The sequence below is a fragment of the Pseudomonas sp. NPDC090233 genome, assembly GCF_044772285.1.
GTDB lineage: Bacteria > Pseudomonadota > Gammaproteobacteria > Pseudomonadales > Pseudomonadaceae > Aquipseudomonas.
The window spans coordinates 328,565-354,039 of sequence record NZ_JBIVYQ010000005.1 but is presented as its reverse complement, the minus strand read 5'-3'; the positions used below and the strand labels follow the sequence as shown (position 1 = coordinate 354,039).

The 25,475-nt window shown below is 60.4% G+C and carries 8 protein-coding genes; all 8 read right to left on the bottom strand.

Translation table 11 applies throughout. The features are described 5' to 3' along the window. Positions 1–196 precede the first annotated feature (196 nt). The 8 genes from ACIQUF_RS16125 to ACIQUF_RS16090 all read right to left on the bottom strand — a co-directional run bounded on the left by ACIQUF_RS16125 (position 197) and on the right by ACIQUF_RS16090 (position 25,360). Positions 197–5,887, bottom strand: coding sequence for a LysM peptidoglycan-binding domain-containing protein (locus tag ACIQUF_RS16125; RefSeq protein ID WP_403133090.1), 5,691 nt, complete (start codon positions 5,885–5,887; stop codon positions 197–199). Further along, the gene (locus ACIQUF_RS16120; protein WP_403133088.1) at positions 5,884–11,892 is read right to left on the bottom strand and encodes a hypothetical protein; all 6,009 of its coding nucleotides are present in this window, start codon (positions 11,890–11,892) and stop codon (positions 5,884–5,886) included. The genes ACIQUF_RS16125 and ACIQUF_RS16120 overlap by 4 nt, the downstream gene beginning before the upstream one ends. A 24-nt stretch (positions 11,893–11,916) precedes the next feature. Beyond that, complete coding sequence (locus ACIQUF_RS16115) at positions 11,917–13,332, bottom strand: hypothetical protein (RefSeq protein WP_403133085.1); 1,416 nt, start codon at positions 13,330–13,332, stop codon at positions 11,917–11,919. A 24-nt stretch (positions 13,333–13,356) separates the two neighbouring features. After that, entirely contained in the window at positions 13,357–16,995 is a 3,639-nt protein-coding gene (locus ACIQUF_RS16110; RefSeq protein ID WP_403133083.1) for a hemagglutinin protein, read from the bottom strand. Between the two features lie 13 nt (positions 16,996–17,008). Beyond that, on the bottom strand, positions 17,009–20,239 hold the full coding sequence (locus tag ACIQUF_RS16105; protein ID WP_403133081.1) for a hypothetical protein: 3,231 nt from the start codon (positions 20,237–20,239) through the stop codon (positions 17,009–17,011). Positions 20,240–20,314: 75 nt separating this feature from the next. Next, positions 20,315–22,129, bottom strand: coding sequence for a Hint domain-containing protein (locus ACIQUF_RS16100; RefSeq protein ID WP_403133078.1), 1,815 nt, complete (start codon positions 22,127–22,129; stop codon positions 20,315–20,317). A gap of 294 nt (positions 22,130–22,423) precedes the next feature. After that, positions 22,424–22,834 (bottom strand): PA2817 family protein, encoded by a 411-nt coding sequence (locus ACIQUF_RS16095; protein WP_403133076.1) that lies wholly within the window; start codon positions 22,832–22,834, stop codon positions 22,424–22,426. A gap of 78 nt (positions 22,835–22,912) precedes the next feature. Next, complete coding sequence (locus tag ACIQUF_RS16090) at positions 22,913–25,360, bottom strand: acyl-CoA dehydrogenase (RefSeq protein ID WP_403133074.1); 2,448 nt, start codon at positions 25,358–25,360, stop codon at positions 22,913–22,915. Positions 25,361–25,475: the final 115 nt, after the last annotated feature.

Below are 25,475 nucleotides of genomic sequence, written 5' to 3'. Positions count from 1 at the left end.
GACGCTTCGGCGTCTTTTTTCGTTTTCGGTTCAGTTAGCTCAAGCCAACCAGTCATTTGCCAGAGCTGCTGGAAAGTTCGCAGCCATACACTCGCGACTTCTAAGCCGTTCACACCACGCTAATCAGCGTGGTGTGAACGGCGGGCGGCGTGGTCGGTTTGCTGCTGAGCGATACAAATTCCAGTCGATAAGTAAATTAACCTTGCTCCAGCGCCAGCGGTAAGTAGAGGTTGGCGATGGACATCAGTGGTCGCGGGTGCTCTTCCTGGGAAGAGTAGAGTGTCAGCGAGAACGCCCATTCACCACCGTCTTTGCGCGGCGCATTCTGCTTGCGCCAGTCGTCAATGGCCGATTGCAGATGGCCTGCGGTACTGGCATCAAGGGATGGACTGGTGTACAGGCAGACGGGGGTTTCACCCACCAGTGCATGGTGCGAATCCGAAGGCTCCGTGGCCAGCTCGTAGACGTAAGCCACACCAAGTGTAACGTGCAGTCCGCCGTTCTTGGGCGGGTCGCGGAACAGCGTGTCGAAGGCCGCCTGCAAGGCTGCGCTCAGCGTAGTCGGTGTGCTGCTCAATGACACCCGCTCATCCCAGTTGTTGAATGGGGTTACCGCGCTGGGCGCTTGCACTTCGTCGGTCTGGAATACGAAGGCCGGGTTGGTGTCCGGGCCCTTGTCGCCGAGCAGTTTCTGATTACGCCGAACCAAGACCGAGCCAATTGCATTCTGCCAGCGCGCGAGGTTCAAGAGGACAAAGGTTAAACTCAGTATCGGCCCAGAGGCTGGAACATGGACATCTCCCGGCACTGCGTAGTACGACTCGCCCGGTATGGTATTCGATCGACTCAATTCCACACTCTGACCGTCCTGTGTAAGGACCGACACCTCGGGCCAGAAGCCCCTTGGAGCAACCTCCTGACTGTCGGCGTTGAGGAACAGGCCGGAGAACTCACGGTTGCCGTCCTGGCCTGTGGGGCGGGTGGTAGCTCGGGCGCGGAAGGTAAACTGATCACCCTCCGCGGCCGACCATCGCCTGGCAGCGGGTTCTTCCGAGCGCACCGTCCAGTATTCGCCGACTGCACTGGCCAGGGTGTGGAAGGTCTTGGCCGCATTGCACTGGGTGACGTTCATTAGATCTTCACTCGACAGAGTGTCGAGAATCTTCCAGAGATCATCGGCCACTTCGATATAGCGCGCCAGTTGCACGAACAGGTCTTCATCTGTGGCAGCGCGCAGAGCGTCCTCGTTGAGATGCACATTGAACCGCAGGTTCAGGCTGACCTCATCCTGTTCTGCGTGCTCATGGGTGTAGGTGAAGCGGTAGTCCCACAAAGGCATGCTTTTCAAGGTGACGGAGCTGTCATGTTGGCTAAGCGGGTGTAGCCGTTGGCGTTGCTGAATTTCCCGCTGCTGTGCGCTCAGTGCGCTGGCGCTGGCGCGCTGTTCGATGACTTTCGGCAGTACAGGGAAGGTTCTGAGTGGAACAGGCATCGAAACCTTACCCAGATCGGTGGAGAGTGACGAGGGCAGATTGTCCCCTGTGAGTGGCGGTATGAAGGTCAACCAGTCCGATGCTGGATAGCCATCCGGCATGCCGTCGATGCCGATGTTGATCTCCATGTGGGTGATGCCGAATGCCAGATCGGCGGTGACTGCACGTTGGTTGGCGGGGGCGACCAGGGTTAATGGCAAGGTGATAAAGGGAGAAAAGTCGTTCAACCAGCATTTACCTGTGGTCATGCTCCAGGAACGGTCCTCGCTGACACCGATGACGTTGACTGCGCCATACAGGTTGGCTGGCCGCAGTTGGGGTGGCCAGGGCGAGGTGATGGTACGGTTCAGTTGCACCAGGGTCGAGGCACTCCAGGCCTGGGAAAGGCTGACGTCCAGGTGTTGCTCCAGGGTTGTGGCGGCCTGTGCCTGACCAGCGATGGCATCCGCGTCGTCGATATCCAGCAATGGCGCCAGGCCTAAGGGAATCGCCGCCGCCAGCCGGCGCTTGACTGCCAGAAGGTCGCTGAGTGTCTGTCGGCAGTCCGGGCTGCGGTACAAGGCAGCAGCATTCAGGGCGTTGAGCATGCGGTCCAGGTCCAGGAGGAAGCGCTCGGCCCAAGGCCAGACGTCGACACCCTGGAAATGACGTGCACTGGCGCTCGGCGCCAAGGTACCGTCAGGCAGCAGGGTGTGAAGGGTCAGCGCGTGGCGGCTGACCAGATTTTTGTAAAGTGGGGTTAGCGCAAAGAAACGAGGTTGTGGCCCCGGTGCACCGGGTACTGTCGTAGTGCCGGCGATTTGCAGGCTGCTGATGCCATTCGGGCCGAAATCCACTGCCCAGAGGTCAGTGTTGGTGTCCTGGACGGGACCGCTAGCGATCCGCAAGTGCGGTATGTGCTCGCGCAGGGCAGCAACAAAGCGATTGAAGGCCAGGTCGCCACCTTCGCTATCCGACATGTGCGGGGCCGGAATCAGACTGTGGGCCGTCATCACGCCAGCGCCGAACTGAGTGAACTCCGGGTGGAGCAACGCCTCTGGTCGGATCAGCTGCAGTATCACCAGGAGCGGGAAAGCTGGCCCAGGATTTTCGCTTTGGGTACTGATGGGCACGCTGATCGATGCCGTTGCCGGTGGTACCAGTGCGCGCGCTTGAGCTGCGAACAGCAGGGCGTGAGTATTGCTCGGGGCTTCCACGAGATCCTTGACACTGGTTTGCACGCCCAGATCGGCAAAGCGCACGACAAGGCTGTTGAGGCAGTCGTTGGCGCGGGTTGCGATATGCACATCAGAGTGCGGCGCGGCCAGCGTGACCCCAACGTTGAGCAAATTCGGCACACCCGCATTGGCCTGGGCGAAGGCGCCTGCGCTAACGCCCAGCAGGCTGGCAATCTCTGCCGGTGAGGTGGCGCTGGCCAACAATGCAGCTGGACAGATCAGCAGAGCGCCGCAGGTCAACACCTTACTGTCGTCGCCGATGCTGTTCAGTACATCGAGCAATGTCACTGCGGGCACCAGATCGTGAACCTGCGCGACAGTCTGCGCAAGGCTTTGGCCGGCGTCGTCAGTGGTGATGCTGTAAGGCTGACCAGCTACTGTGATGCTCAACGTCACACCGCCAGCTACCAGCTTAGGCATGTTCAGGTTGGCATCTGCGAGAGCCAAGGCGGGTTTGGGGTTGCCCCAGTCGAAGCGCGGGGCGATGCCATTGAGGGTGTCGCCGCTGCGAACCGTGTAGGGAATGCGCACGGCCTCCTCCGAGGTTGGCCAGGCTACTCGTCCGGGTAAGTTGAAGGCGGTGTCGGCTGGCAACGGCAGGTCCGGGTTGGCGTCCAGTAGCAGCTCCGGCGGGCAGGCATAGGCGTCGGCGAACACACCTAGGGTTTGCGCGCCATCAGCCGTGATACCGCCTTCTTGGTGGAAATCACCCAGGTAGAGCAACGTACCCATGTCGAACAGATTTACCGTGCCAGTGTTGAGCGCTGCCAGTTCGGCTTGACCCAGACCACTGCTATTTTGGGCCAGAGTATCGGTCTGGCCGGCCACCCAGACGTTGCTGGAGATTGTTTGACTGGCCTGGAATATTCCAGGCAGGGTCTGGTGTTGTTGCCCCAGTTGCGCTGGCGTGACATTGACCCCCTGTGCGGCGAACGCGCTGCACACCTGCGCCAGGGAGCGGACAGGCTGAGGTGCATCTGCGGCGGTGACCGTCACTGATACCTGTTGTCCGGCCGAAACCTCCATCGAGAAGACGAACATCGGGGTGAGAATGGTTTCCGAAGCGTTGTCGCTGGCCAGCAACTCGGCAAGGGTGCCAAGGGCATTGGCCAGGCTTGCCAGGCTGGCCCTGCCGTCGGTTGTATTAATCACTCGCGGCGGCGATACCGCAAGCACCGCCCCCGCGCGCAAGGGCAGGGCACCATTCTGCGGTGCAGACAGCAAGTCTTTCGCGCTGATGCTGGGCCAGCCGGTAGGGCGGTTGGCGCCGGCAATTGTCTCAGCATTGTCGCTCTCGGCAACCACGGCGTAAGCGGGCACCTTCAACACAGCAGTCTCACCGAACAATGCGTGCATTGGGGTATCGATGTTGGCCAGGACCATTTCGGTGTTGCGCAGGCCAAAGTCCTGCTTCAATGAGCCCAGCGTGGCACCCTCGGGCGCGTGTGCAGCGCTGAAATACCCGGCACTGGCGTTGAAGGCCTGCGCGGCGGCAGCGAATCGCCACAGCAGTTGCGGGTCGACAATCTGCAGGTCGGTGAGTGTGCTAAACACCTGCACCGTGAGCTGTTGGCCCAATTGATAGTAGGCCTTGGTATAGGCCTCGGCTTGGCGCATGGAGGTCAGTACGGCGGCATTGCCGGCCTGGCTGGGTGAGGGCATGGCCGTGGATGGGCGCGGTTCCAGCGTGATGACCAGGTGAGCCTGGTCATCGTTGGCGGCCACTGTGTAGCTGTATGCCAGGGCCGGCCAATCGCTGACACCCAGCAGCGGATCGGAGTAGCCAACAGGCAGGTTGACCTGGCCTTGGCCTGCGGATGACTGGCTCTGGTTGCCCAGTATGTCGTGGAAGCTTAGGTCGACCCGAGCGTTGGGCAGGTTCTGCGCCCAGCCGAAGCCGCGATAAGGATCTGTCTCCGGCGCCGGCAGGCCAGCCACATCGGGCAGCGTTGTGGTGGTGGCGAAGCGGTATAGCGGCAAGACCTGCTCATAGAGCCAGTACGGATCGGCATCCAATGCTTCGCGTGGGTCCGGCAGCAAGCCTCGTCGGATAAGTCGTTGGCGTTTCCAGGCCGGTTGCGAGTCGTTCTCGGTGGGCGTCGGCGGTGTCGGCATGCCTGAAGCCGGTAGGGAATACGGCGAATCGTCGCTGGGTAGGATGTCCGCACCGACCAGACTGAACAGGTGGCGGGCCCGCAAAGAGGGGTCATGGATAGCTTCATCAGGCGGTGCCTGGAAAGTCAGGCTAAAACCAGCGCAACCCGCAGGCAACAGGGCCTGGGGGATCATGTCGTCTTCGTTGTGGTCTTCGGCGAACAGGGTGTCGATGGTGGCGTCCAGCCCTGGGGCGATCAGAGCGCAGTTGTTGAAAGGCAACAGTGTCCGCCCTTCAGGGGCAGGGTCCTTTTGAGTACCGGCGATCACCAGCAGGTCGATGACGGCGACCCCCTCGGCGTTCAGTGCACTGGCGTGCAGGCCGGCTTCCAGGCCCAAGGTGTAGCCGACACCGCCGACCACGCTGCCTTCCCAGAGCAGGGCAATGAAACGTTCAAGTTGTTCCAGCGAGGCAGCCGGTTGTTCCTGCGAGCTCGGTACGCTTTGCTTTGACAGGTTGGTCTGGATCAACCAGGTGTGCTGTGGCTCGCCGTTCAGCACGATCAAACCGGCGGCATTGTCGGCATTCGGCGCTGGACGTGCGAGCATCATGGCACGGGTGCCATTGGCGCCAGGGGTGCTCAACCATCTACGCAGCGCCAGCAGGGTCGAACGCTCGTCTGCATCCACGCCTTGCAAAGCGAACAGTGTCAGGGCGTCATTGATCTGTTTCACGGTAATGGAAACTCGGCATCCCCAGGTGGCGTTGCGTACGGTCACCGAGTCGCGGTTACTGGCGCCTTGTGCGGTGGTCAGCAGGTCATAGGCCCAGTCCGGATGCGTACGGGCTATGATTCGCATATCCGCCGGTAGGGGCCATAGCGTTGGCTGAGCGCCGAGTGGGGGCGTGTCCATTCCCGGAATCGGCAACGCCATAGGCGTTTGCAGGACGATGCGCTGGCCCAGGACATGGGCTCTTGGCGTCTGGCCAGCCACTGGCATGGCTACAGGATTGGCACCCTGGGACACGACGGCTGCTGGCGCCATGGCGATGATCTGTGCGTTGCTGTAGCGATAGGTCAAGTTATCAACCAGCGCCGTGGGATCACCATGCCGGCAGGGGCGGCAGCGCGGCGCAGGAAGCTGCTGGCGACGGGATGCATTCCGTCTGACACCGTGCTGTCCACCAGCCGGACCCAGGGACTCTGGCTGGTCAGGGTCATTTCCAAAGCATTCTCGTCAGCCTTCTGCGGCGTGCTGTCAACTGCCAGATCAAATTGCTGGCCAGTCATGTCGTAAAGCGGCGCAAGTTGTTCCGGGTCGGCCTCGGTGTGATCAGTTTCGGCCACCGGTATTGGCACGCGCAGGCCAGCCATCAACGAGCGCGAGCCCTGGTTGACAATACGCGGCAATGCCTCCCCGCCGCAGATATCGTTGAGCAACTGCATCACCGTGGTCGCCGGTACATCCTTGACTGTCAGTTGCTTGCCGATGGCATACACCCCGGCGATCTTCGCCAGTCGCTGGGCTGCGTCGGCTATGCTCAGGCCGTAAGTGTTGGCAAGGTGGTTAAAGGTCAAGGGTTGATCTTCGCCGGCCTGGACGTGGGCCACAGGCACTGGCACCACTGCCAGTACCGCAAGGATGTGCGCGGGGCCTGCCCAGGTGAGAATTGCAGGCCAGTCATAGTCCCAGCGGCCTTGGGCCGGGTTGTCATTGGCGGCGGTCCAGCTCACGTCCAGCAGTAGGCGGCGAGCCAAGGCTTCAAGGCTTATGCCATGCCCGGTCAGCAAGTCGTGGGTTGCTGGGAGGTTCCAGTTACCCGGATCGCCGGGGCTCACCGAGGCAAGGAACTCTTGCCAGTCGGGTGCTTGCGGCGGTGAGTCGCCTCGATAATCCTGAGCCAGTGTCAGGGTCGCGGCGATATAGGCCAGCGTGTCTCCAGGTTGAGTGATGTAGGAAGTAATCGGCGTAGCTGCGTTGAACGCTTGTGGCACTGACAATGTATGGCCTGGCGGCAGTTCCTGGTTGTCGGTGCTGGTGTTATCGCTGGTCAGGCTTGATATCAGATCGTGATTGATATCGAACACCGCTGTGGCATACCAGTGCGCCTGGGGCAGTTGCGGTTCTTTATAACGAACGTAGGCGGTTGCTGCGGCTACCAGAATGTTGTCCGGACCCTCTCTCCATGCACGCGCGGGCAAGTCGAATGGCACAGCGGGGGCGAGCAGCGAACGCGAAGCGCCTAGCCCGGTATCGCCCTCAGCGCAGCTGAACAGTACGCTGGTATTGTCCAGGTGGAACAGGCTGGCAATACCATCCAGGTTCTGGCCCTCGGCCACCTGGTGGGTGAGGTCAGCCAATTCGAGGCTGCTCAAGTCGAAAGCCAGGTTGGCGTTACTTTCGGCCAATGCTTGCGGGTCGATGCCGATATTCACTTCCACGCGGCTGCCCACCTGGGCTTCACCCAGTCTGCTTTCCAGGTCCGGATTGAGGAAGTGCAGTTCGTTGCGGGTGGCACCGATTGCTTGAGCGATGCTTTCTACGCTGTCACCTGCACGCACCAGGTAATCGAGGGTGGTCGCCGGAATGCGCCCGGCCAGGTCCGCCAGCGATTGCCCCAGCCCCTGGCCATTGTCCTCGACCGTGAGCGTGGTGCTGGCCAGCAGCGCCTGTGACTCCTGCACGGCGGCTTTGGCCAGCAACAGGCAGTAGTCGCGGAAGATGAAGGTTGGATAAGACTCGTAGGTCGCTGGATCATCCGCTTCAGGGCGTGGACCGCTGGTGCCGCCCACCGGCAGGTATTGGCCCATGCGCTGCGCCAGCTGCCATTCGTACAGCGGTCCCACCGGGTTGAACCGGGCAAAGTCCACCGTGCCCCCTGGGGTGCCGCTACGGGTCAGGTCTGGCGGCAGCGGGGCGACCATACCGCCAACATCGCTGGGATTGGCGCCGGGATCTGCGGCCAGCAGCAGGTGCAGGTTGGTTTCAAACAGAATCTCAAGTTTCGCCCAGCTGAAGGCGTCATTGGCCACCTGCGGATCATTCAGGGCGGTGGCCAGCTGCGCCAGTTGGCCGGCAGTGAGTGACTCGGACTCGCTCTTGGGGCCGCCGGGAATGGCATAGAGCGCATAGAGCAGGACGGCCTGCACCCACAGGTCCGGGGCAAGGCTAGCGGTGTCTTCGGCGTTCTCCGACAGGGCGTAGTACTGCGCCGAACGTTGCGCTTCAGCGCGTGCGGTTGCTGCGCCGGGGGGGACGCCGGAGTCGGCGCAAAGGATGAATGCCGTACGGTACAACGGCGCAGCCCAAGACGCTGACTGCTGTGGCCATTGCGCCTGGATATTGCTCAGCGAGATGACTGGCAGCAGATGCAACAGGGCTTCACGGATTTTCCCATCAGGCCATAGCATGCGTGCCGGGTTCCAGTCCCATGTGGCATCCGCAACGCTGTAGCGCTGCTGTTGGGTCATCACGGCAATGCGCTGGGCGGGATTATGCTGGGCGTGTGGTCTGGCATTGTCGCTCTGCGAACCCTTGGCTCTACTGTCGGCGATGACGATCCAAGGGGTCTGTTGCACAGAGCCAATCTTGAAGGCGAGCGTCAATTCAAGACGGAAATTGAACGAAATCTTGACGAACAGGACTTTCACTTTCGCCTGGGCCTTTACCCATACGCGCAGGGCGAATTCGACGGGACGATAGCTTTCGAAGATAGCGCTGAACTGGGCAAAGGCCTCCAGGCTCAACGACACCTTGATCACCTTGAAGTCCACGTAGCCGTAGATCTTTCCGTGCAGGGCGGCGATGCCCTGGGTCCGGAAGTATCGCGCCGGTGCTTGCCCGCTGCTGGTCGGGTTGAACCAGCCGAGTACCCCCTCGAAAATCGCCTGCAGTTCGACATAGGCGCCGCCAGCGAGGATGCCTTCGCGAATCTCTCGGCCTACGCCCACTGCCAAGCCGATTCCCAACTCAAGTACCGGAGAGAAAGTACCGTTGCTGATGCGTGGCACCTGGCTGGAGGTGACCCCGTCCAGCAGGCCGAAGTAGATCCCACCACGACCGATGAAAATTTCGACTTCCATCGAGAAGCCGCGATCGAAGTCCTGGTCGTAGGGGAAGCCCAGGTCCACTTTGAAGTTGCCGTTGGTGTAAACCTCGATCACCACCGTGCCCAATGTCAGCGAGGCGACCCCGAACTGCAGGGTGCGATAAGCTTCCGGGACACGAAGCTCGACACGGAACACGCCCACATTTTCGGAGACTTTCTTGTACAGGATTTCAAACCGCAGCCCGGCAAGGCTGCCGGCCTTCTCACCACCGAGGCCCAGCGAGAGACCGTAGAGTATCGGGTCATTAAACAGTAGCCCCAGATCGACGGTGCCACCCATCAGGCCAATATCCAGGCCAATCAGCCATTGGCTGTCGGCGCTGAAGGCGATGTCGCCGGTCTTGCCCGGCAACTGTTCCGGGTGTTGCACCGGGAGCATCAACTGCTTGAGCAAGGCGAGGTTGCCAGCGACACTGTTCACCGGATTTTGCAGGCGGATGTGCTGACCGAGGCCCAGATAACGTAGTTCAGCCAGCGCCGAAGCGGTGCCGGGCACCGCAGGCGGCGGGTCATTGATCACGTCCCAGGCCAGGGCACCGTCACCTGTGTAGGACTTGCCCAGTAGCGAGCCTTCGAGAATCAGCTCCACCTTGCCGGCGCCACCCCTGCTGTAGCGCACACCAATGGCCGTCAGGTTGGCGAATTTCAGGTCGACCTGGGCGCGGTAGACGAACTCCACCGTATTGCTTGTCGGGTCGAGGATCAAGTTGAAGCGTGACAGTTCGATTTGTTTGAGTACGTCCCACGGTGAGTCCAGCTCAAAGCCCTGGGTCGGCGCCGCGAGGTTGACCAGGTATTCCAGCATGTCGCCCAAGGTGGTCCCGCCCAGTTGCACTGATATCACCTGGTGCCGACTATCCTGTTCGCCGCGCCAGGCGGTAATGGCTTGGACCCACAGCGAATCGACACAGACCTTGAGCAGGTAGGTCGGCTCCTCCACACCGATGTCCAGCGCCACCTCGACGGCGATGCGGTTGATGGCAAACTCAGCGCTGAGGTGCCCCAAGGCAGGCGAACCTTCCGGTGCTGTGCCTGAACGGCTGATATCGATGTCGGCAGCTGCCGATATCTTCAACTCGGTGTCGAACAGCTCCGGCGTCCAGCGTGTGGAGATGCGCCCACCCAGGGCGTAGGACTTGTCGCCGGTAGCAAAGCTTATGTCGAGGCGGTCCACCACCAGATCGGGCACCGATGCCGGTGTCCGGCCCAGGCCGAGGAACTGCTTGACCAGTTCGGTGAGGTTGATGCTAGTGCCCTGATAGAGCTGCCCCTCGAACAGCCAGCCTTGGGGGTTGTCCGCGTCCTGCATCGGGTGGTCGGCACTGAGCAGCAGGCGTGGGCTCTGGTAATCCTCCGGCGCGGCGTTGGGGAAGAAGGAAAAGACCCCGGACAAACCGCCTGCGATGTGATTGTTCTGCGCACGGACCCAGAACCCCGCCTGTTCCACACGCAGGGTGATTATCCCAAGGTCGATGTCCCAGCCTTGGTCCTCGATGGGGTCGCCAGTTTCCCGGTCGCTAAACTCGATCAGGGCATTGCAGTCGTAGTTCTGCGCCAGTGGGTCGGCACCGAAGCTCAGTTCGGTCACGCTGGCGTTATGCAAACCGCCCAAGGCGGGCCCTGGGGCACCAAAGAAATGGTCGAATGCTTTACCGACCGGGATGCTGTCGCCGTTGCGCATCTGTCCGTCGATAATAAGGTCAGGCAGCCCCATGGAAACATCGATATCGACACTCTTTTCGTTGGCTGCCTCAAGCTCAAAGCGCAGGGAGCCGAACACTGAACCGTTGACCGTAGCGGCGAACCGATCCTGCGTGCCATCGTCTTCGCGCAGGGCGCTCCAGCCCCAGACCCAACGTGTGCCGAGATCATGCAGCGTCACGAAAGGTACCCCCGGCGACCACTGAAGGTCCGAGCCAATGGTCACCGCAAGGAACTGCAACCGCGGGGGGACACCCTTGCCCGGGCCTGAGATAACCATGTTCAACTCGCGGAACTCAAAGGTCTCCATGAGTGGGAACTTATCCGGCAGAGGAAGCGCGGGGAGGTCGAAGATCGTGGTCAACTGCGCCATGCTGCGTACCGATGCATGCCCAGGCTCAAACATCGCGGTCAGGCTCCACTGCGAGCCTGCTAGCAGCAGCGGCGTGGACAATTGCGCCACCAGTGCTTCATCGGTCTTCCCGAGTGAGACGGTAGCGCTGAAATTGATTACCGAAAAAGCTGTCCGCCCCCAAATGTCCTCTTCCAGATCGTCGACCACCAGCAGTTTCAGGCCGAGCTTGGACAGCACTACGCCGGAATCCTGGACGGCAGCGTCCGGAGAGGCAATGTCCAGCGCCTGTGAACCGGCGGCACGCGCCAACAGTTCCATGACCGGCACATCGGTCCAGTTCTTTGGCATTCGTAGGGTGCCTTTGAGCGCTAGCGGCCAGGGGGCGAGCATGTCCAAGGCCGGACCGAACAGTGGATTTTCTGGTAGTCGCCCAGAGAGCTGCAGACTGGCGTCTGTTTTGCTGTCGGCTTCGAACACCACTGCCTCCAGCGCCAGACCTTGCAGGAACGAGGGCTTCCAGGTCGCGGTACCGACGCCATCGTCTTCCTTGATCTGGCTTTGCGGCAGGTACTGCGGGTTGAAGAACTCAGAGAAGGTCCAGTTTGGCGAGCTGTTGCTGAGGCTCAGCTGGAAGACGCCGGTGTCGCCTTCATGCTCGGTGTAAATAAGCGTGCCATTCACTGGAAAGCGCATGCCCTGCGGGTCACCGGGCTGGCCGAAGAGGCCAACACCACGCAGGGTTACCTCGTCGTGCCCCTGTGTCAGGCTGGCCGACGACAGCGGATACGTAGCCGTGATACCGAACAATCCGAGTACGCCGCGCAGAGGTGCTAGTGCCGGCTCAGACGAAGCGCCCCAAAGGTCGATGGCCCCGTCTTGCATTACGTTGTTCAGCGCTTGGTATACGTTCGAAACAGACATGGCGTACCTCGAGCGGCAGAGGGGTCAGGTGCGGTGGGTCAGGCGCCGTAATTGGCGTTGAGCTCGTGCTGGTGCTCGCGCGGTCACCGTACTAGGGGGAGGCGGGAATGGTGGCTCAGGCACGCCGGCCTGGTCCATGACTTGCCCAGGGGCGGAGTCAAACAGGGCAATCAGGCTTTCGGTTTTTTTTGGCAGGCGAAAGTGGGGCACCCCTTGAAGATCAACCTCGTCCGAAGTGGAGTGCTGATCGACCTTGTAGATCCAGTTCATACCTTCGGCGAAAGGACCTTGCGGAATAAGCGTAACTTCTTCATAAGGGGGGTATTTGAAACTTATATCCGATATAAAGCCGTGATTTTTTATGGGTTCAAAACGGTATTGAGTGGTATAGAGGTTTTCGGAGGTCTGATAGGTTACATAGTCATTAGGTGCCAGCCCGAGAATGTATAGTGGTATGTCTATATAGGTTGTTACGAAGTGCCCGTCGCCGAGGATTTCTTCTTTCCACCAGGGGTGGCCCTTATAGGAATACTTCAGGAAGTAATTGAGGGTCTCCAAGGATGGGTGAGTGTGTTTGTTGCCTGCGCTAGCGACGACGGATGATCCATTGAGCAAAAATGCGACATTGTCGATGACCTGTGAGTTTTGCTTACTAACGGCATCGTTTGGGCCTGCGTCAAAAGTTGTCTTCCGACTACCATGGTGTGGCGCTTGAATCATGAAAGACTCGGTGAGCCAGATATTTTTGTCACTCAATTCAGTCCCTATGAATTGAAAGGTCGTATAGGTGGCGTCGCCAAGTATCACCGCGCCAATGTTGAACATTTTCAGATAGATGCAGAGCGATGTCGCGTTCGCTGCATCGCCATCAGGCTTGGAAGTGAGTAGACTCGCTTCTTCGCCCTTTTTGATAGGTTCGCCGCGAAGGGTGTTGCAAGCGATAACATAGGCGAATGCGTTTTCAGTTTCAGTGCCCCATAACGGTTCCCAATCATCTGGGTCTTCCGCACTGAGACTGGTAGCACCAATGAGGAGTTTTTGAACGCGTGACTCACCCGTTGTTTTTTCCTGTAATTGGTTTAGCACGTTTCTCCCGTTCTTGAAATACCAGTCCTTGCGCCCGCTGTAAAATACCTCGCCAATGGACAGGTTTTGGAGTTTCGTCAATAAATTAGAGATTAAGTTAATGTGATCGGTGTCGCTGTGGGATAGAAATACTGCATTCAGATGAGGTTTGCCATTCTGACTATTGGCTTCGATACGATCGACGAGAAAGTCAACGGTTGGCACACCGGCTTGCTTTTTCATCTTCGATGAGCCCAGGTCGAACAGTGCATTGGCCACCACCTTCTCACCACCCGCGCCGTCAGGTTCCAGTTCCTCAAAGTACGTACACATCCCTTGACCAACATCCATGCAGTACAGGCGGTGATAGTTCATGAGCAGTGTCCTGTGTCATAACCTTCAGATAACCGGTGGGGTGCGTCGTCCGCTGCGCGCCAGGCGTTGCGGGCTTGGCGGCTGGCGGCTGACTTGTCGTGGAGCTGGGGCTGTCAGCAACGCCGGTTTTTTCTCGGCATCGTCCTTGGCGTAGGCGGCATACCAACCCAATGCCGATTTAGGCTTGCCGGGGGCGCCGAACAGCAACAGGTCGCTATTGCCCGGTGGAAAGCTCCAAGCCAATACCGAGAGGGCAAAGCGGTGCATGCGCAGCAGATAATTCAAACGATTGTCAGCATCGCGCCAAGTCTCGAACTGGAAGCTGCGAAAACCCAGCTTGAGCACACCCTGCAACGGCAGGCTGCCGTTGAGTGCGTTGGATATGCCGAGCTTGAGCCCTAGATATACGGCGGCAGTGCCGGACTGCGGTTGCGGATCCCAGGCGGCAAGCAGGGTGACCTTGAGCCCGATCGCGCCGCTGAGGGCGCCCAGGGTGCCCACATTCAGGGCCAGGCTCAGGCCGAACCAAGGTGCCTTCAACGGTGTTTGTTCCAATGGCGCGCCGATGGAGGTGAACCCCAGGCTTTCCGGTGTTGCGCCTTCTGGCGGCTGACCTTCGGCGCCCAGGTCTGGCGCTGCCACCAGGCCGTCGACCGACAGCGGGAAGTTCTCCACCAGTGAGCCGCGGCGGGCTAGCGAGGCACCCGGCGCGTTCCCCAGCTCTACCCCGGCTTCGAATGAAGTGAAGTGCTGCTGATCAGGCGTTCCCAGGGGGAAGGAAATCGCCACCACCAGACCATGGAAGCTCAGGTAGCCGTTGAAGTCCGTACCCGGGCCGTAGCCGAACAGGTCGAACTCCGGCAACTCGACAAAGGCCAACCGCCCCGACAGCACAAAGTTGGCCGTAACCATCCCGTCTTCCGCTGCTTCGGCTATCTGCAGCCGGCAGTCACGGATGTCGACGGATGACAAGGCGGCGCCAGCGGTCTGGTAGCGGTTATCGCCGAGGACGCGAAATGCATAGTTCGGCTGGCCTCCAATGCGCTGGTAGCTGCCGGTCAGGATCAGGTTGTTGCCATGGACGGCCTCAACCTTGGTTAGCCAGGAGCCGAACAAGCGGTTGACCATCAGTTCGGCGTGCGCGGAAAAGTCCACTACTCGCGCATTTTCGAAGCGCACCTGCAAACCCTGGATCTTGTAGCCGAAGGGCACGTTGGTGGAGGCTAGAAGATCGTCCGGGTCGTTATAGTCGATCAGGCCGAACACAGCGGTCTGCCCGAGTTCGAGGAGAGCGTCACGAGGCATGAAGGGGGTATCGGAGAAGCCCAGATGATGGGCGTAGAAGTCTGTCGGGTCGACCCCGGCAGCGACGAAGGCCAAGGCAGTCGGCAGCGCCTGCAGATCGACCGGCGCATTAAGGAACAGCACGCCGCTCCAGCGTGGGTTGTCCAGTACGTCTTGATAAAAACGCTTTAGCGGGTTGTCGGCGGGTGTCGTGGGGTCCTGCGCGACCAGGCGCGCCTTGCTGATGATTGCCGCAAGCGCAGCCTGGGTCGATGTCAGCGAGCCGTCTGGCCCCTTGGCCACTTCCTGCCATGACCAGGCATCGGTGTCCGTCGCAAGGTCAGTGATGGCCCGGCTGCAATATTTGAACAGCATCAGCGTATCGGGGCGCCAGGCGCGTGGCGACAACTGGAAGGTCCAGCCCTCGATGTCGGCACGCAGCAGGCTGGCCGCAGCGCGGGCTTGTGGCAGGTAGTCGCTGGCGCCAGCGTACCTGATGACGCTGTCGAACGCCTTCTCATGGTCGAAGCGTGGATAGTGCGGCGTCATAGACGCCAGTACTGTTCTGATCTTCTCTATCTTCTCATCCGGGACACCTGCGGCCATCAACCGCTTGGAGGCGTTGTCGGCAGTGAGCTGATACGCCACCGAAGTTCCTTCCGTCATGAAGGTGTCGACATTGGCCACCACCATGAACAACTGGTTCGACTGCAGCGCTACCTGGAGCGGCGGTTTGACCTCGGTCAGGATCAGTTGCGCGGGGGCGGACTGTGGGAGGTTGGCGAACAGCACGCCGTTCCAAGCGGTTCGTGCGGGGTTAAGCAGGGCGACCAAACCGTTGGCGGTAACCCCCCAAGGCGGACTGTCAGCAGCTTGTTCGCTCGCCGTCAGAGTCGTTGAGCCCGGCTGCGTTTGTGCGCCGGTCTGACCGATCAGTCGTCTGCGTCGAGGTGCCAGAAAGGCGTCCTCCAGGTGCATCACCCTATCGATCGCTGCGGCGGCGATACGCCCGTATACCCCCATAGGCCAGACGGTAGGCGGGGTTTGCTGGCTGGCCTGAAGGGTCGGCAGGGTGGTTGCGGTCAGGTTCAGGTAGGGGAGAACCCCTTCTGCCGATGCCGTCGTTACGTCGAATAATGGCGAGCTTGGCGGCTGAGCCTGATAGTCGAAACCCTTGTCGCTGTCCGATAGCACGGTGGCGTAAGCAGTGGTGCCGAGGTCGGTCAGTGACATCATCGCGTTGTCATTGCTGGCGGGCGGCAAGTAGGCCGCGCCATTGGCCTGGAACAGCAGCAAGGCGACACCTGCCCGGGGCAGTACCACGGTTTCCGTACCTGTCATGCCGAGGGTCAGCCGGTAATGCTCGTCATTGCTCTGGTCCTCCAGCGATGGTTCCAGAACAAACAGGCCGTCCGGGGCGAGGTGGTATATCATGTCGGCGCTGTACGGGGCCTGGTTGTGATGCAGCGGTGTGCGGCCAAAACACAAACGCCCGCCAGGGAGCACGCCACTACCGGCACGCGGCGTCGCACGGGTGGCATGGCCATTGTTGGTGCGCTGGGCGAACTGCAGTGCCGGGGCCGGGCCGTCCTGGGTGTCAAAACTCAGTGCGGTGCGGCCTGGAGTGTGCGGGTTGAGCGGATCGAAGCTCAACAGCAGGTTGAACGGCGTTTGCTGAAGTTGCTGGAACAACGGCATGTCGATGATATTTACCGCATCCACCGGGCTTTGTGCCTCAGGCTCGCTGTAGCGCAGCATGACCCCAAGGCGTTGCATGTCGTCGTTGGGCGTCTCGCTTCCATGGCTGGCGTTGACAGTGAATGTCAGGCAACCCAGCTGCGCGCCGACCAGAGGCAGTGGGCAAAACTGCGAGATTGAGGGGTAGACATCGCCCGGTGCGGCAAAAGCCACCTCAGAACCGAGGAATGCAATGAAGTCAGTGCCCGCCTCGAGAATCGCCCCTGCGTTAATGACCACCGCATATCCGCCCAGGGGAAAGCGCGCGTTACGCACCACTCGCCAGGCGTGCGCCGGAAAGCTGTCGTTCACTGGCCGTGCGTCGATGCTCTGGGTGTGCCACTGGCTGGGGGCAGACATGGGATTGGAGATCCACAGAAAACGTAGCCAGCCTTCGGCCGACAGGGTAGGCCACAGGTTGCGTAGCTCGCTGACGAAAGTACTAGGGTCTGCAGGCGTGGCAGCCAGGAACAGATAAGCGCCGCCCTCATCTGCCCAGGTCTGTGCCAAGCTGGCACTCTGGCCCAGATTGCTGTCAGGGCTCGCCAGGTATCCCGCCCAATAGTTGGCCACGCCGCTGTCGCCAAGGCTGGACAGGCGGTACAACCCCGTTGCGATCTGTTCGAACGTCGCTTCACTCATGGCGGCTTCCTGCTCAGTGATCGAGATCGTCGGTCGACGTTGTGGTTACTCTGTCGCCAGGTAGCAGCGGCAGTGACAGCGGCGTCCAGCCCGGGCCGTAATGGCCAGCGCTATGCCAATCCAGGCGTAGCGGCCAGTGTGTCGCGCCGGCGGCTGCCTGTGGGTCAAGTACTGCCGCGCCAAGGCCGCGGAGCAGGCTAATGCCGGGGATCGGGAGGGGGGCGGCCATCGGCATGCGCCCTGACTGGGCCAGCAGATTGGCCACGGTGGTGCCCACGGGCACTACCAGGGGTGAGCCGTCAAGCGTCACCCGCAGGCATGCCCGCGGTACCGCGCGGCCGCGGAAGTAGGCCACGGGTACTGTGCCACCCTGGGCATTGCTGGCACTGGACAGCGCAGTGAAGCTGTTGGCAGCGGCAAGAGTGAAATTGCTCGATGGGGCGGTGGACGCAGGATCGCTGGCACTGTCCAGGCTGGTAGGCACAAACAGACGGTAGAAGGGGGCAATGAAGGCCGGGAAGTACAGGTCGGCGGCATCCGCCACACCGCCCATCTGCTGGGCGGTGGCGTGGGCGGGCGGCGGGTTGACCGAGAGCGCGCCGCCCGCCACCAGTTGGCCAACGAAGGAATCCCAGCCGGTGGTGATATTGCCGGAACTGTCGATGAACTGACCGATCTCATAAATCGCCATCGGCCCGTCAACGTAGCCGTTGCTCTGACGCAACGCAGCGGACGCCGAGATCGCCTGGTGGGAGCTGGCCGAGACCTGCAGGATCATGCCTGGCCGCAGGTCGACCGAGCCCAGGGCAACTTCGAGTTCTGCGGAAGGGATGGACAGGCCGAAGCCATAGTACAGGGTTTCCTCGAACGTCTGAGGCATCACCCGGGCCAGAGCATCCTGCAGCGCAAGAATGCCCCAGGCTGCAGCCCCCGCGCTTTCCAGCGCCTTGAGAAAGGCCACATAGGCCTGGCGCAGGGCCGAGCGGACCGGTTGTTGGTCGAACGTCCACGGCGAATCGGCGCCCGATGAGGCGATGGATAGGCAGTAGGGGTAATGAGTGTTATTGATTGCTGCCAGCGAGAACGGTCCTTCAGTGATGGGCAGGCCTGTGAGGGTGTCAGTCTTGCCGATTTGCGGCAGATACAGGGTCAGCGGCTGGCTCGGCGTGCCGCCGTTCAGGGCGGTGCGCAGGTCCTGGGCAGGGATGATGTGCGGGAAGACGCTGGTGGCGCTTTGCGTTGATGGAATAAAGGCGCTGTTATACAGGTCGACAGCCTGGCTGATCGGGCCGATGTTGTCGGCGCCAGTCACTTGCTGGTTGGCTTGGACCACCACCTTAAGAGCCGCCGAGGTATCGGTTGGGGTATAAGCCCAGTGCTGCTCGAGTACCCCAGGGTTGGAAGTGAAAGACGCATCCACGGACACGGTGCCTTGCACCGATTTGAGCACCGATACCTGGTAACTCCTAGCATCGGCTACGGCATTCCAGCGCGCGCCGAGGGTAGCGCCATCGTAGCTCACCGCGACTCCCGCTACCGGTGTGTTGGCCAACGCAAATCGGGCACTGGATGGACCAATCAGGGTACAACCGTCGACCACGCTACAGGCACGTACGGTTACCCAGGAAGGTGTTCCTGCGTTGCCCCATTGGCTGGCAGTCAAGGTAGTGCTGGCCTCGCCGACCTCAATCTCCTGGCCGTTGGGCAGGCGCAGGCGATAGCGGGTGATTCCCTCTAGCGCACCCCATTTCAGAGTCCCTTCACTGTTCAAAGCATCGACTTGCCAAGCGTTGAACTGCGGGGTCGCCAATGGTGCCGATACAGTGGCAGCAGCGGTATTGCGAGCCAGGAGTGTGCTGGGCGCCAAGCCGACGGTGATGGCAGGGGGGGCACCGCTGGCAAGCTGCATAGGCAGCGGCAGGCGCGCGGTGCTGCCGTTGACAGTGACACTGCTGCTCGGGACGCCGTCGAGTAACAGGGTTACGACAGTGCTGTCTGGCGCAACCTGGGATGCGGGGGGCTGCCAGGTCACATCCAGGCTACTGTTGTCGGCGCTTACCACCAAGCTGGTGAAGGTGGGTTTACCGGTGATGATGGGCACCCAGTCGCCTTCGGCGCCGACACCATCCGCGTTATTGGCGATGACCTGTGCGATCCAGTTGTGGTCTTCGGCCAATGGCGTTTCGAGCGTCACGCTACCGGACACCGTTAAAGGGTCATCAATGACTTGCCTAAAGCTCTCTCCGCTATTCAGGGAAACCGCCTGCAATAGGTAACCGCTCACGCCGGAGGTACTCGGCATCGACCAGTTCAATTTCAAGGCGCTACCGCTGTAATCTACCGCATTGATCACGGGACGCTTCGAAACAACGAGCTTCTGCTTACTGGCCAGGCCAGCGCCGTTGGCTGTTAGGGCGGTCACCGTCAGGTAAAAGGTATCGCTGACTGCAAGAGGGGCGGGTAGCGCCAAGGAGCCACTAAAGGCGCTACCGTTGGGCACCCTTACGCTATAGCAAGTTTCGGAGTATGGCGCAGCGGCAGTTATGCAAAAGCCGGTAATCTCGGGTGTTTCCATGCCTGCCCAGACCGTGATGATACTGGTGCCGCCGCGATACAGACAGGAGGTCAACGTTGGGCGCGTCATTTTAGTTGGGAAGACCGCCTTGTTCGAGCGTGCCGAAGCTGTATTTGCACCGAGAGCATCGACGCAGACAGCCCAATTAGCGTCGTCGCCCAGACCTCCGCCCAGTTTCGAATTGTCCATTATTGCGCTGGTAGTGCCCTGACCTGTAACCCGCATCTCGTACGTGGTTCCAGAGCTCTGCGAGTACACCACGATGTTATAGTCAATGGCCTGCCAGGACGGCTTCCAGTTAATGTGCAGGGCATCACCGTCATATTCCGCCGAAATCAGGGTGGGAGGGACGGTGGGTAGAATCACGGCAGTGCTTATCGGCCCCACGGTCTGGCCAATGTAAGCCTGGAGCCTGACCTGATGGATAACGGCAGTATTCAGCGGTTCACTCAGGTTAATGCTACCCAGCGAGAGGAAAACGGCGTCAAAGAGTTCGCTCTGTCTGATTAATGTCTGATCGTCGTTGAAATACTCGAGTTGAATGATATAACCGGTGACTTGAGAGTCCGACGAGGGAATCCAGGTGACCGTCACCTTGCTGCCGTCATAGATGGCCGAACGAATGGTTGGAACATTTTCATCGGTCAGCACTTGAGCGTGGGCGGCCATGTCAGCCTCCTGGAAAAAGGTGTTACCGAAGGATTGTGGGAAGTTGGGAGAGCGCGCTGGAGCGCTCCCCGTTAGTCATTGATTGTTGTCAAAGTCCTTCAACCATTCCTTTGGCACTAAGGCGCGTCGTTCCTCTCGGGTTAGCAGAGGCGCCCGTTCAGTGGTTTCGGCCAGTGCCTGCTGCATCGTGACGTCGCCTGTGAGGATGCCGCCAGCATAATAGGTACCGGGGGCCATGCGGGTCCCGACCACCAAATTGTGCACTTTGCCTGTGTATTTCTCGTAATCAACAGTGGTGATGGTCGCGACACCGTTCAGGGTGACAACTTCGTCACCGGGTTTCAGGTAACGCGCTTGCAGTTCAAGGCCGTTAGAAAGTACTACTGGGTGTGAGCGAGTCATCAACACATTCTGTCCGGCGTCCGTCTTGACCCGAATCATGGGGTGCGGCTCCGAGCCGGCGGTGGTACCAATCACCGGCTTATCCGTTCCATTGGCGGTTTTGACCAGCTCCCCGGCAGTGCCTTTGAAGGCTTCCACGCTCTTTGTACTGCCATCAGCCAGGGTAATCGGCGTACCTTCAGCAAGACAGCCCTGCATGACGTCCAGCTTTGGAATTATGGCAACTCCGGGCAGGCCTATAAAATTCTGATCACTAGTGAATATCACGCTCCCAAGTGATGGCTCTTCGGTGGGCGATCCATTCAGTTGGATGATGTGCTGGACGAACAGGTCGACAATTGCTCCATTCAGCGTTTGTACGCAATCTTGATCGTTTTCGAAGGAAGTCGCGTCGAATTTCCAGTTAATTCGTTCTTTGCCCTCCACCTGTTCTACTGACCAGTATTTAGGATCGAGGAGTCCGTCTTGTTCGGCTTTCACCGTGCAGCCGCCACCGGTGGAGTTTTTGATATAGATGGTTGTCTGCCCTGACAACGTGTTGGGGACGGAATTTTTGAAATTTACCCAGCCACTCATTGGGAATACAAAGTTTTCCGGGTACCCGGTGCTGTTCCAGTAATCGCACTCCTGTTGGCTACCGCGGTTCCAGCACAGTTTAACCGCTGGTTTTCTGGTTGCTTTGTTCGTACAGCTGGTTTCGTGCTCGCTTGTGCAAGAGCCGTCACCGTTGCGTTTGCAATAGTTGGGTTTATCAAGGCAACTATCCAGCGGTAGAGCGCTAAACTCGGCACTCTGCGTAATGATCTCTGGGACGTCGCTATTTTTGGGGTAGACCACGAAAAAGGCCATGGCTCGCGTGGTGAGATTTTGAACATCGGCCGGGGGCTGGCCAGAGACAGTGACGCTGAAGTTTGTGCCCTCGGCGAACTCCTTGCCTTGATTAGTGGCATAGATGTTGCCGGTCTCGACGGAGTACAAGTTCATGAGGATAGTAGTATTGTCGGAGCCGTTAACAGTCGAGGACATACCCACGGCCTTGAAGGTTGGGGCCACCTTCTCATTGCCTTGGAGCGTTGAATCATCCCGGGTCAATAGGCTAATGAAGTTCAAATTTTGAAGACCGCTGCCCTCGATGGCAAGTGCCTTGGCTGGGGCGGCGCCGGACTTTGCCAGTGCGGCTGTGCCCTCTGCGCGGGCATGATTAAGACTATTGTAAAGTTGCGGTGAGCGCTCTTTCGAGACTCCAGCCTGTTCGAGAGCAGCCATGATGACGCGAAAGTGCAACGGATTAGCCAGGTCCAATTTGTGGGGGATGCCGGATTTTATTTCTTCGTAAAAGGCGTCGAGGTCTTTTTTCGCCTCAGCGGAAAGCTGCTTGGGGACTTTGGAGGTATCGGCTGAAACCGATGAAACCCCAACCGGGGCAAACAGGAAACTGAGGGTGAGAACTATTCGAAGAAATATGGAGTTCAGCGTGCGAGGGGGCATGGTGATCTTCCCTTATAAGTTACCTGTTATGCCTGCGTGCGTGGGCCTATTGAGCGGCACTACATTGCTTGTCTCGCAGATACTTCAACAGGTTGTAAGGGGTGGTCGCAACTGGCAGAAATGACAGGTCCACCTGGCCTGCGAACGTGCTATATTCAAATGAATCTGCCGTACGCTTCACTCGCTCGATTGAGATCGTAATTGCCATCTCCGCTGGCGGGTTTTGAACCGGGCAGTGGCTATTTGAACCGGGGGCTAGCTACGGCCTCTGCCGTGAGGGCCGTAGCACCCTTGTCAATGATGGGTGTCAGGGGCGACGCCGCTCAGCAGCTGCTTTTCCAGGTGCCAGTCGAACGGCTCATCATTCTGCTCGGCTTCATAACGGCGTTCTTCCAGTTGCTGGTACAGCGCCAGCTCCTCATCAGGCATGAAGTGCAGGCAGTCACCAGCGAAGAACCACAACAGGTCACGTGGCACCAAGTGGGCGATCTGCGGGTAGCGCTGGATCACCTGGCAAATCAGGTCTTGGCCCAGGTACTGGCTTTCCAGCGGATCCTGCGGCAGCAGGGTCAGCAGTTCGTCGAAGCGTTCGAGGAACAGGGCGTGGCTTTCCTCCGGTACCTGCTCGGCTTCACCCAGCGCCACCAGGATGGTGCGCAGGTGGTTCAGCAGTTGCAGGTGGTAATCCAGGTGGGGGTTGGCCATGGGGCGGTCCTCGGTGTGGTTGAAACGGGCGCGGAGTATACGCGGGTTGGGGAAGGGGCCGCAAAGCGGCCCCCTGGGTCAGCGCACTTTGGCCGGTTCTGCGGTTAACTGCTCCTTGTCGAAGGCATCCACGTCGATCACTGCGCGTCGTGCCTTTTCCGCCTCGTGCAGCCGCTGGCCTTCGTCCGGCTGCAGCACACCGTCCTGGACCGCTGCCTCGATCACCGACTGCCCAGGCGCCGGTTGCACCTTGCCCTCCCTGATTGCCTGATGCAGCGCCTTGTGCAGCGGCACCGCTTCGTCCAACAAGTCGCTCGCCCGTTGCAAGGCAGCCACCGGGTCGCCTTCGGCCTGCGGCCTGTAGCAGCCGGCAAGCAACTCCTCTAGCGCTGGGTCGCCCTTGCTGCGGCCGATCAGCTCAGCTACCTCGGCATCCAGTTCATCGCTTGGCCCGGTGTGGCGGCGGCCAAAGGGGAAGACCAGCACGCGAAGGGCACAGCCGATGAAGCGATTGGGGAAGTTGTCGAGCAGGCGGTCCAGGGCATTTTCCGCCTGGCCCAGGCTTTCTTCCATGGCCCAGCGCAGCAGCGGCCGCATGTGTTCCGGCGAACCCAGGTCGTGATAGCGCTTGAGCGCGGCAGAGGACAGGTACAGGTAGCTCAACACATCCCCCAGGCGCGCGCTCAGCCGCTCGCGGCGCTTGAGGGCGCCGCCGAGCAGCATCATCGACAGGTCCGCCAGCAGGGCAAAGGCCGCCGCCTGGCGGTTGAGGGCGCGGAAGTAGCCCTGGCTCAGGCCATCACCAGGTACTCTTTCCAGATGGCCGAGCCCCAGGCCGTACACGAACGTACTGGCGGCGTTGCCGGCGGCGAACATGATGTGCTTGATCAGCAGATCATCGAACTCCTTCAGCGCCTGGTCATGGTCCTCGCGTCCGGCCAGGGCCATTTCCTTGAGTACGAACGGATGGCAGCGGATCGCACCTTGACCGAAGATCATCAGGTTGCGCGAGAGGATGTTGGCGCCTTCGACAGTAATGAAGATCGGCGCCCCTTGCCAGTTGCGCCCCAGGTAGTTGTTCGGGCCCATGATGATGCCCTTGCCGCCATGCACGTCCATGGCGTGCTGAATGCACTCGCGGCCGCGTTCGGTAAGGTGGTACTTGAGGATCGCCGACAGCACCGAAGGCTTTTCCCCAAGGTCCACGGCCTTGGCGGTCAGGAGGCGGGCGCTGTCCATCAGCCAGGCATTGCCGCCTATGCGTGCCAGCGATTCCTGGATGCCCTCGAAGGCGGCCAGCGGCACGTTGAACTGCTCACGAATGTTGGCGTACTGGCCGGTGACCAGGCTGGTGTACTTGGCGGCGCCGGTACCGACTGCGGGCAAGGAGATGGAGCGGCCTACCGACAGGCAGTTCATCAGCATCATCCAGCCCTTGCCGAGCATGGCCTGGCCGCCGATGAGGAAGTCCAGCGGCACGAACACGTCCTTGCCGCTGTTGGGGCCGTTCATGAACGCCGCGCCCAGGGGCAGGTGGCGCTTGCCGATTTCCACCCCGGGGGTGTCGGTGGGGATCAGCGCCAGGCTGATGCCCAATTCTTCTTCGTCACCCAGCAGATGCTCTGGGTCATAAGCCTTGAAGGCCAGGCCCAGCAGGGTAGCGACCGGACCCAGGGTGATGTAGCGCTTCTCCCAGTTCAGACGTAGGCCGATGACTTCTTCGCCGTTCCACTGGCCTTTGCAGATGACCCCGGTGTCGGGCATCGCTCCGGCGTCGGAGCCGGCCAGCGGGCCGGTGAGGGCGAAGCAGGGGATGTCATCGCCGCGGGCCAGGCGCGGCAGGTAATGGTTGCGTTGCTCGTCGGTGCCGTAGTGCAGCAGCAGTTCGGCCGGGCCAAGCGAGTTGGGTACCATCACGGTGGAGGCCAGGTCGCCGCTGCGCGTTGCCAGCTTCATCGCCACCTGGGAGTGGGCGTAGGCAGAGAACCCTTTGCCGCCATATTCCTGCGGGATGATCAGCGCGAAGAAGCCATGGGACTTGATATGCGCCCAGGCCTCGGGTGGAAGGTCCAGATCCTGGCCGATCTGCCAGTCGCTGACCATGGCGCAGAGTTCTTCGGTGGGACCGTCGATGAAGGCCTGCTCTTCATCGGTGAGCTTGGGCGTCGGGTAGTCGAGCAGCGTGCGCCAGTCTGGGCGGCCGCTGAATAGCTCGCCATCCCACCATACGGTGCCGGCGTCGATCGCTTCGCGCTCGGTTTGCGACATCGGCGGCAAGGTACGCTGGAACCATTTGAACACCGGGCCGGTGAACACTTTGCGCCGCCACTCGGGCAGCGCTACCAGGGTAATCTTCAGCGCCAGCACAATCCAGATCAGGGCCAGCAGCCAGCCGGGAGCGCTGCTGAAAATCCCCATCAGCAGCACGTAGGCCGCCAGGATGCCCAGTATCTGCAAGGGCGCCAGGCGCCGGTGCGTGAGGTATGCCGCGCCAATCACCAGCACCACCAACCACAACAGCAACATAATCGGTCCTCCTTGGAACCAGGGGCTTGAGCCGTCCCACAGAGCTTAGACGCAACCCGTTGAACGGCATTGTCAGAACAGTGACAGGGTGTGGCGGCAGGAGTTTCAGCCCATT

Excerpts from the sequence above, each read along its gene's own strand:
- ACIQUF_RS16120 (WP_403133088.1), bottom strand. The coding sequence starts at position 11,892 with ATGTCTGTTTCGAACGTATACCAAGCGCTGAACAACGTAATGCAAGAC.
- ACIQUF_RS16115 (WP_403133085.1), bottom strand. The coding sequence starts at position 13,332 with ATGAACTATCACCGCCTGTACTGCATGGATGTTGGTCAAGGGATGTGT.
- ACIQUF_RS16110 (WP_403133083.1), bottom strand. The coding sequence starts at position 16,995 with ATGAGTGAAGCGACGTTCGAACAGATCGCAACGGGGTTGTACCGCCTG.
- ACIQUF_RS16105 (WP_403133081.1), bottom strand. The coding sequence starts at position 20,239 with ATGGCCGCCCACGCTCAAGTGCTGACCGATGAAAATGTTCCAACCATT.
- ACIQUF_RS16100 (WP_403133078.1), bottom strand. The coding sequence starts at position 22,129 with ATGCCCCCTCGCACGCTGAACTCCATATTTCTTCGAATAGTTCTCACC.
- ACIQUF_RS16095 (WP_403133076.1), bottom strand. The coding sequence starts at position 22,834 with ATGGCCAACCCCCACCTGGATTACCACCTGCAACTGCTGAACCACCTG.
- ACIQUF_RS16090 (WP_403133074.1), bottom strand. The coding sequence starts at position 25,360 with ATGTTGCTGTTGTGGTTGGTGGTGCTGGTGATTGGCGCGGCATACCTC.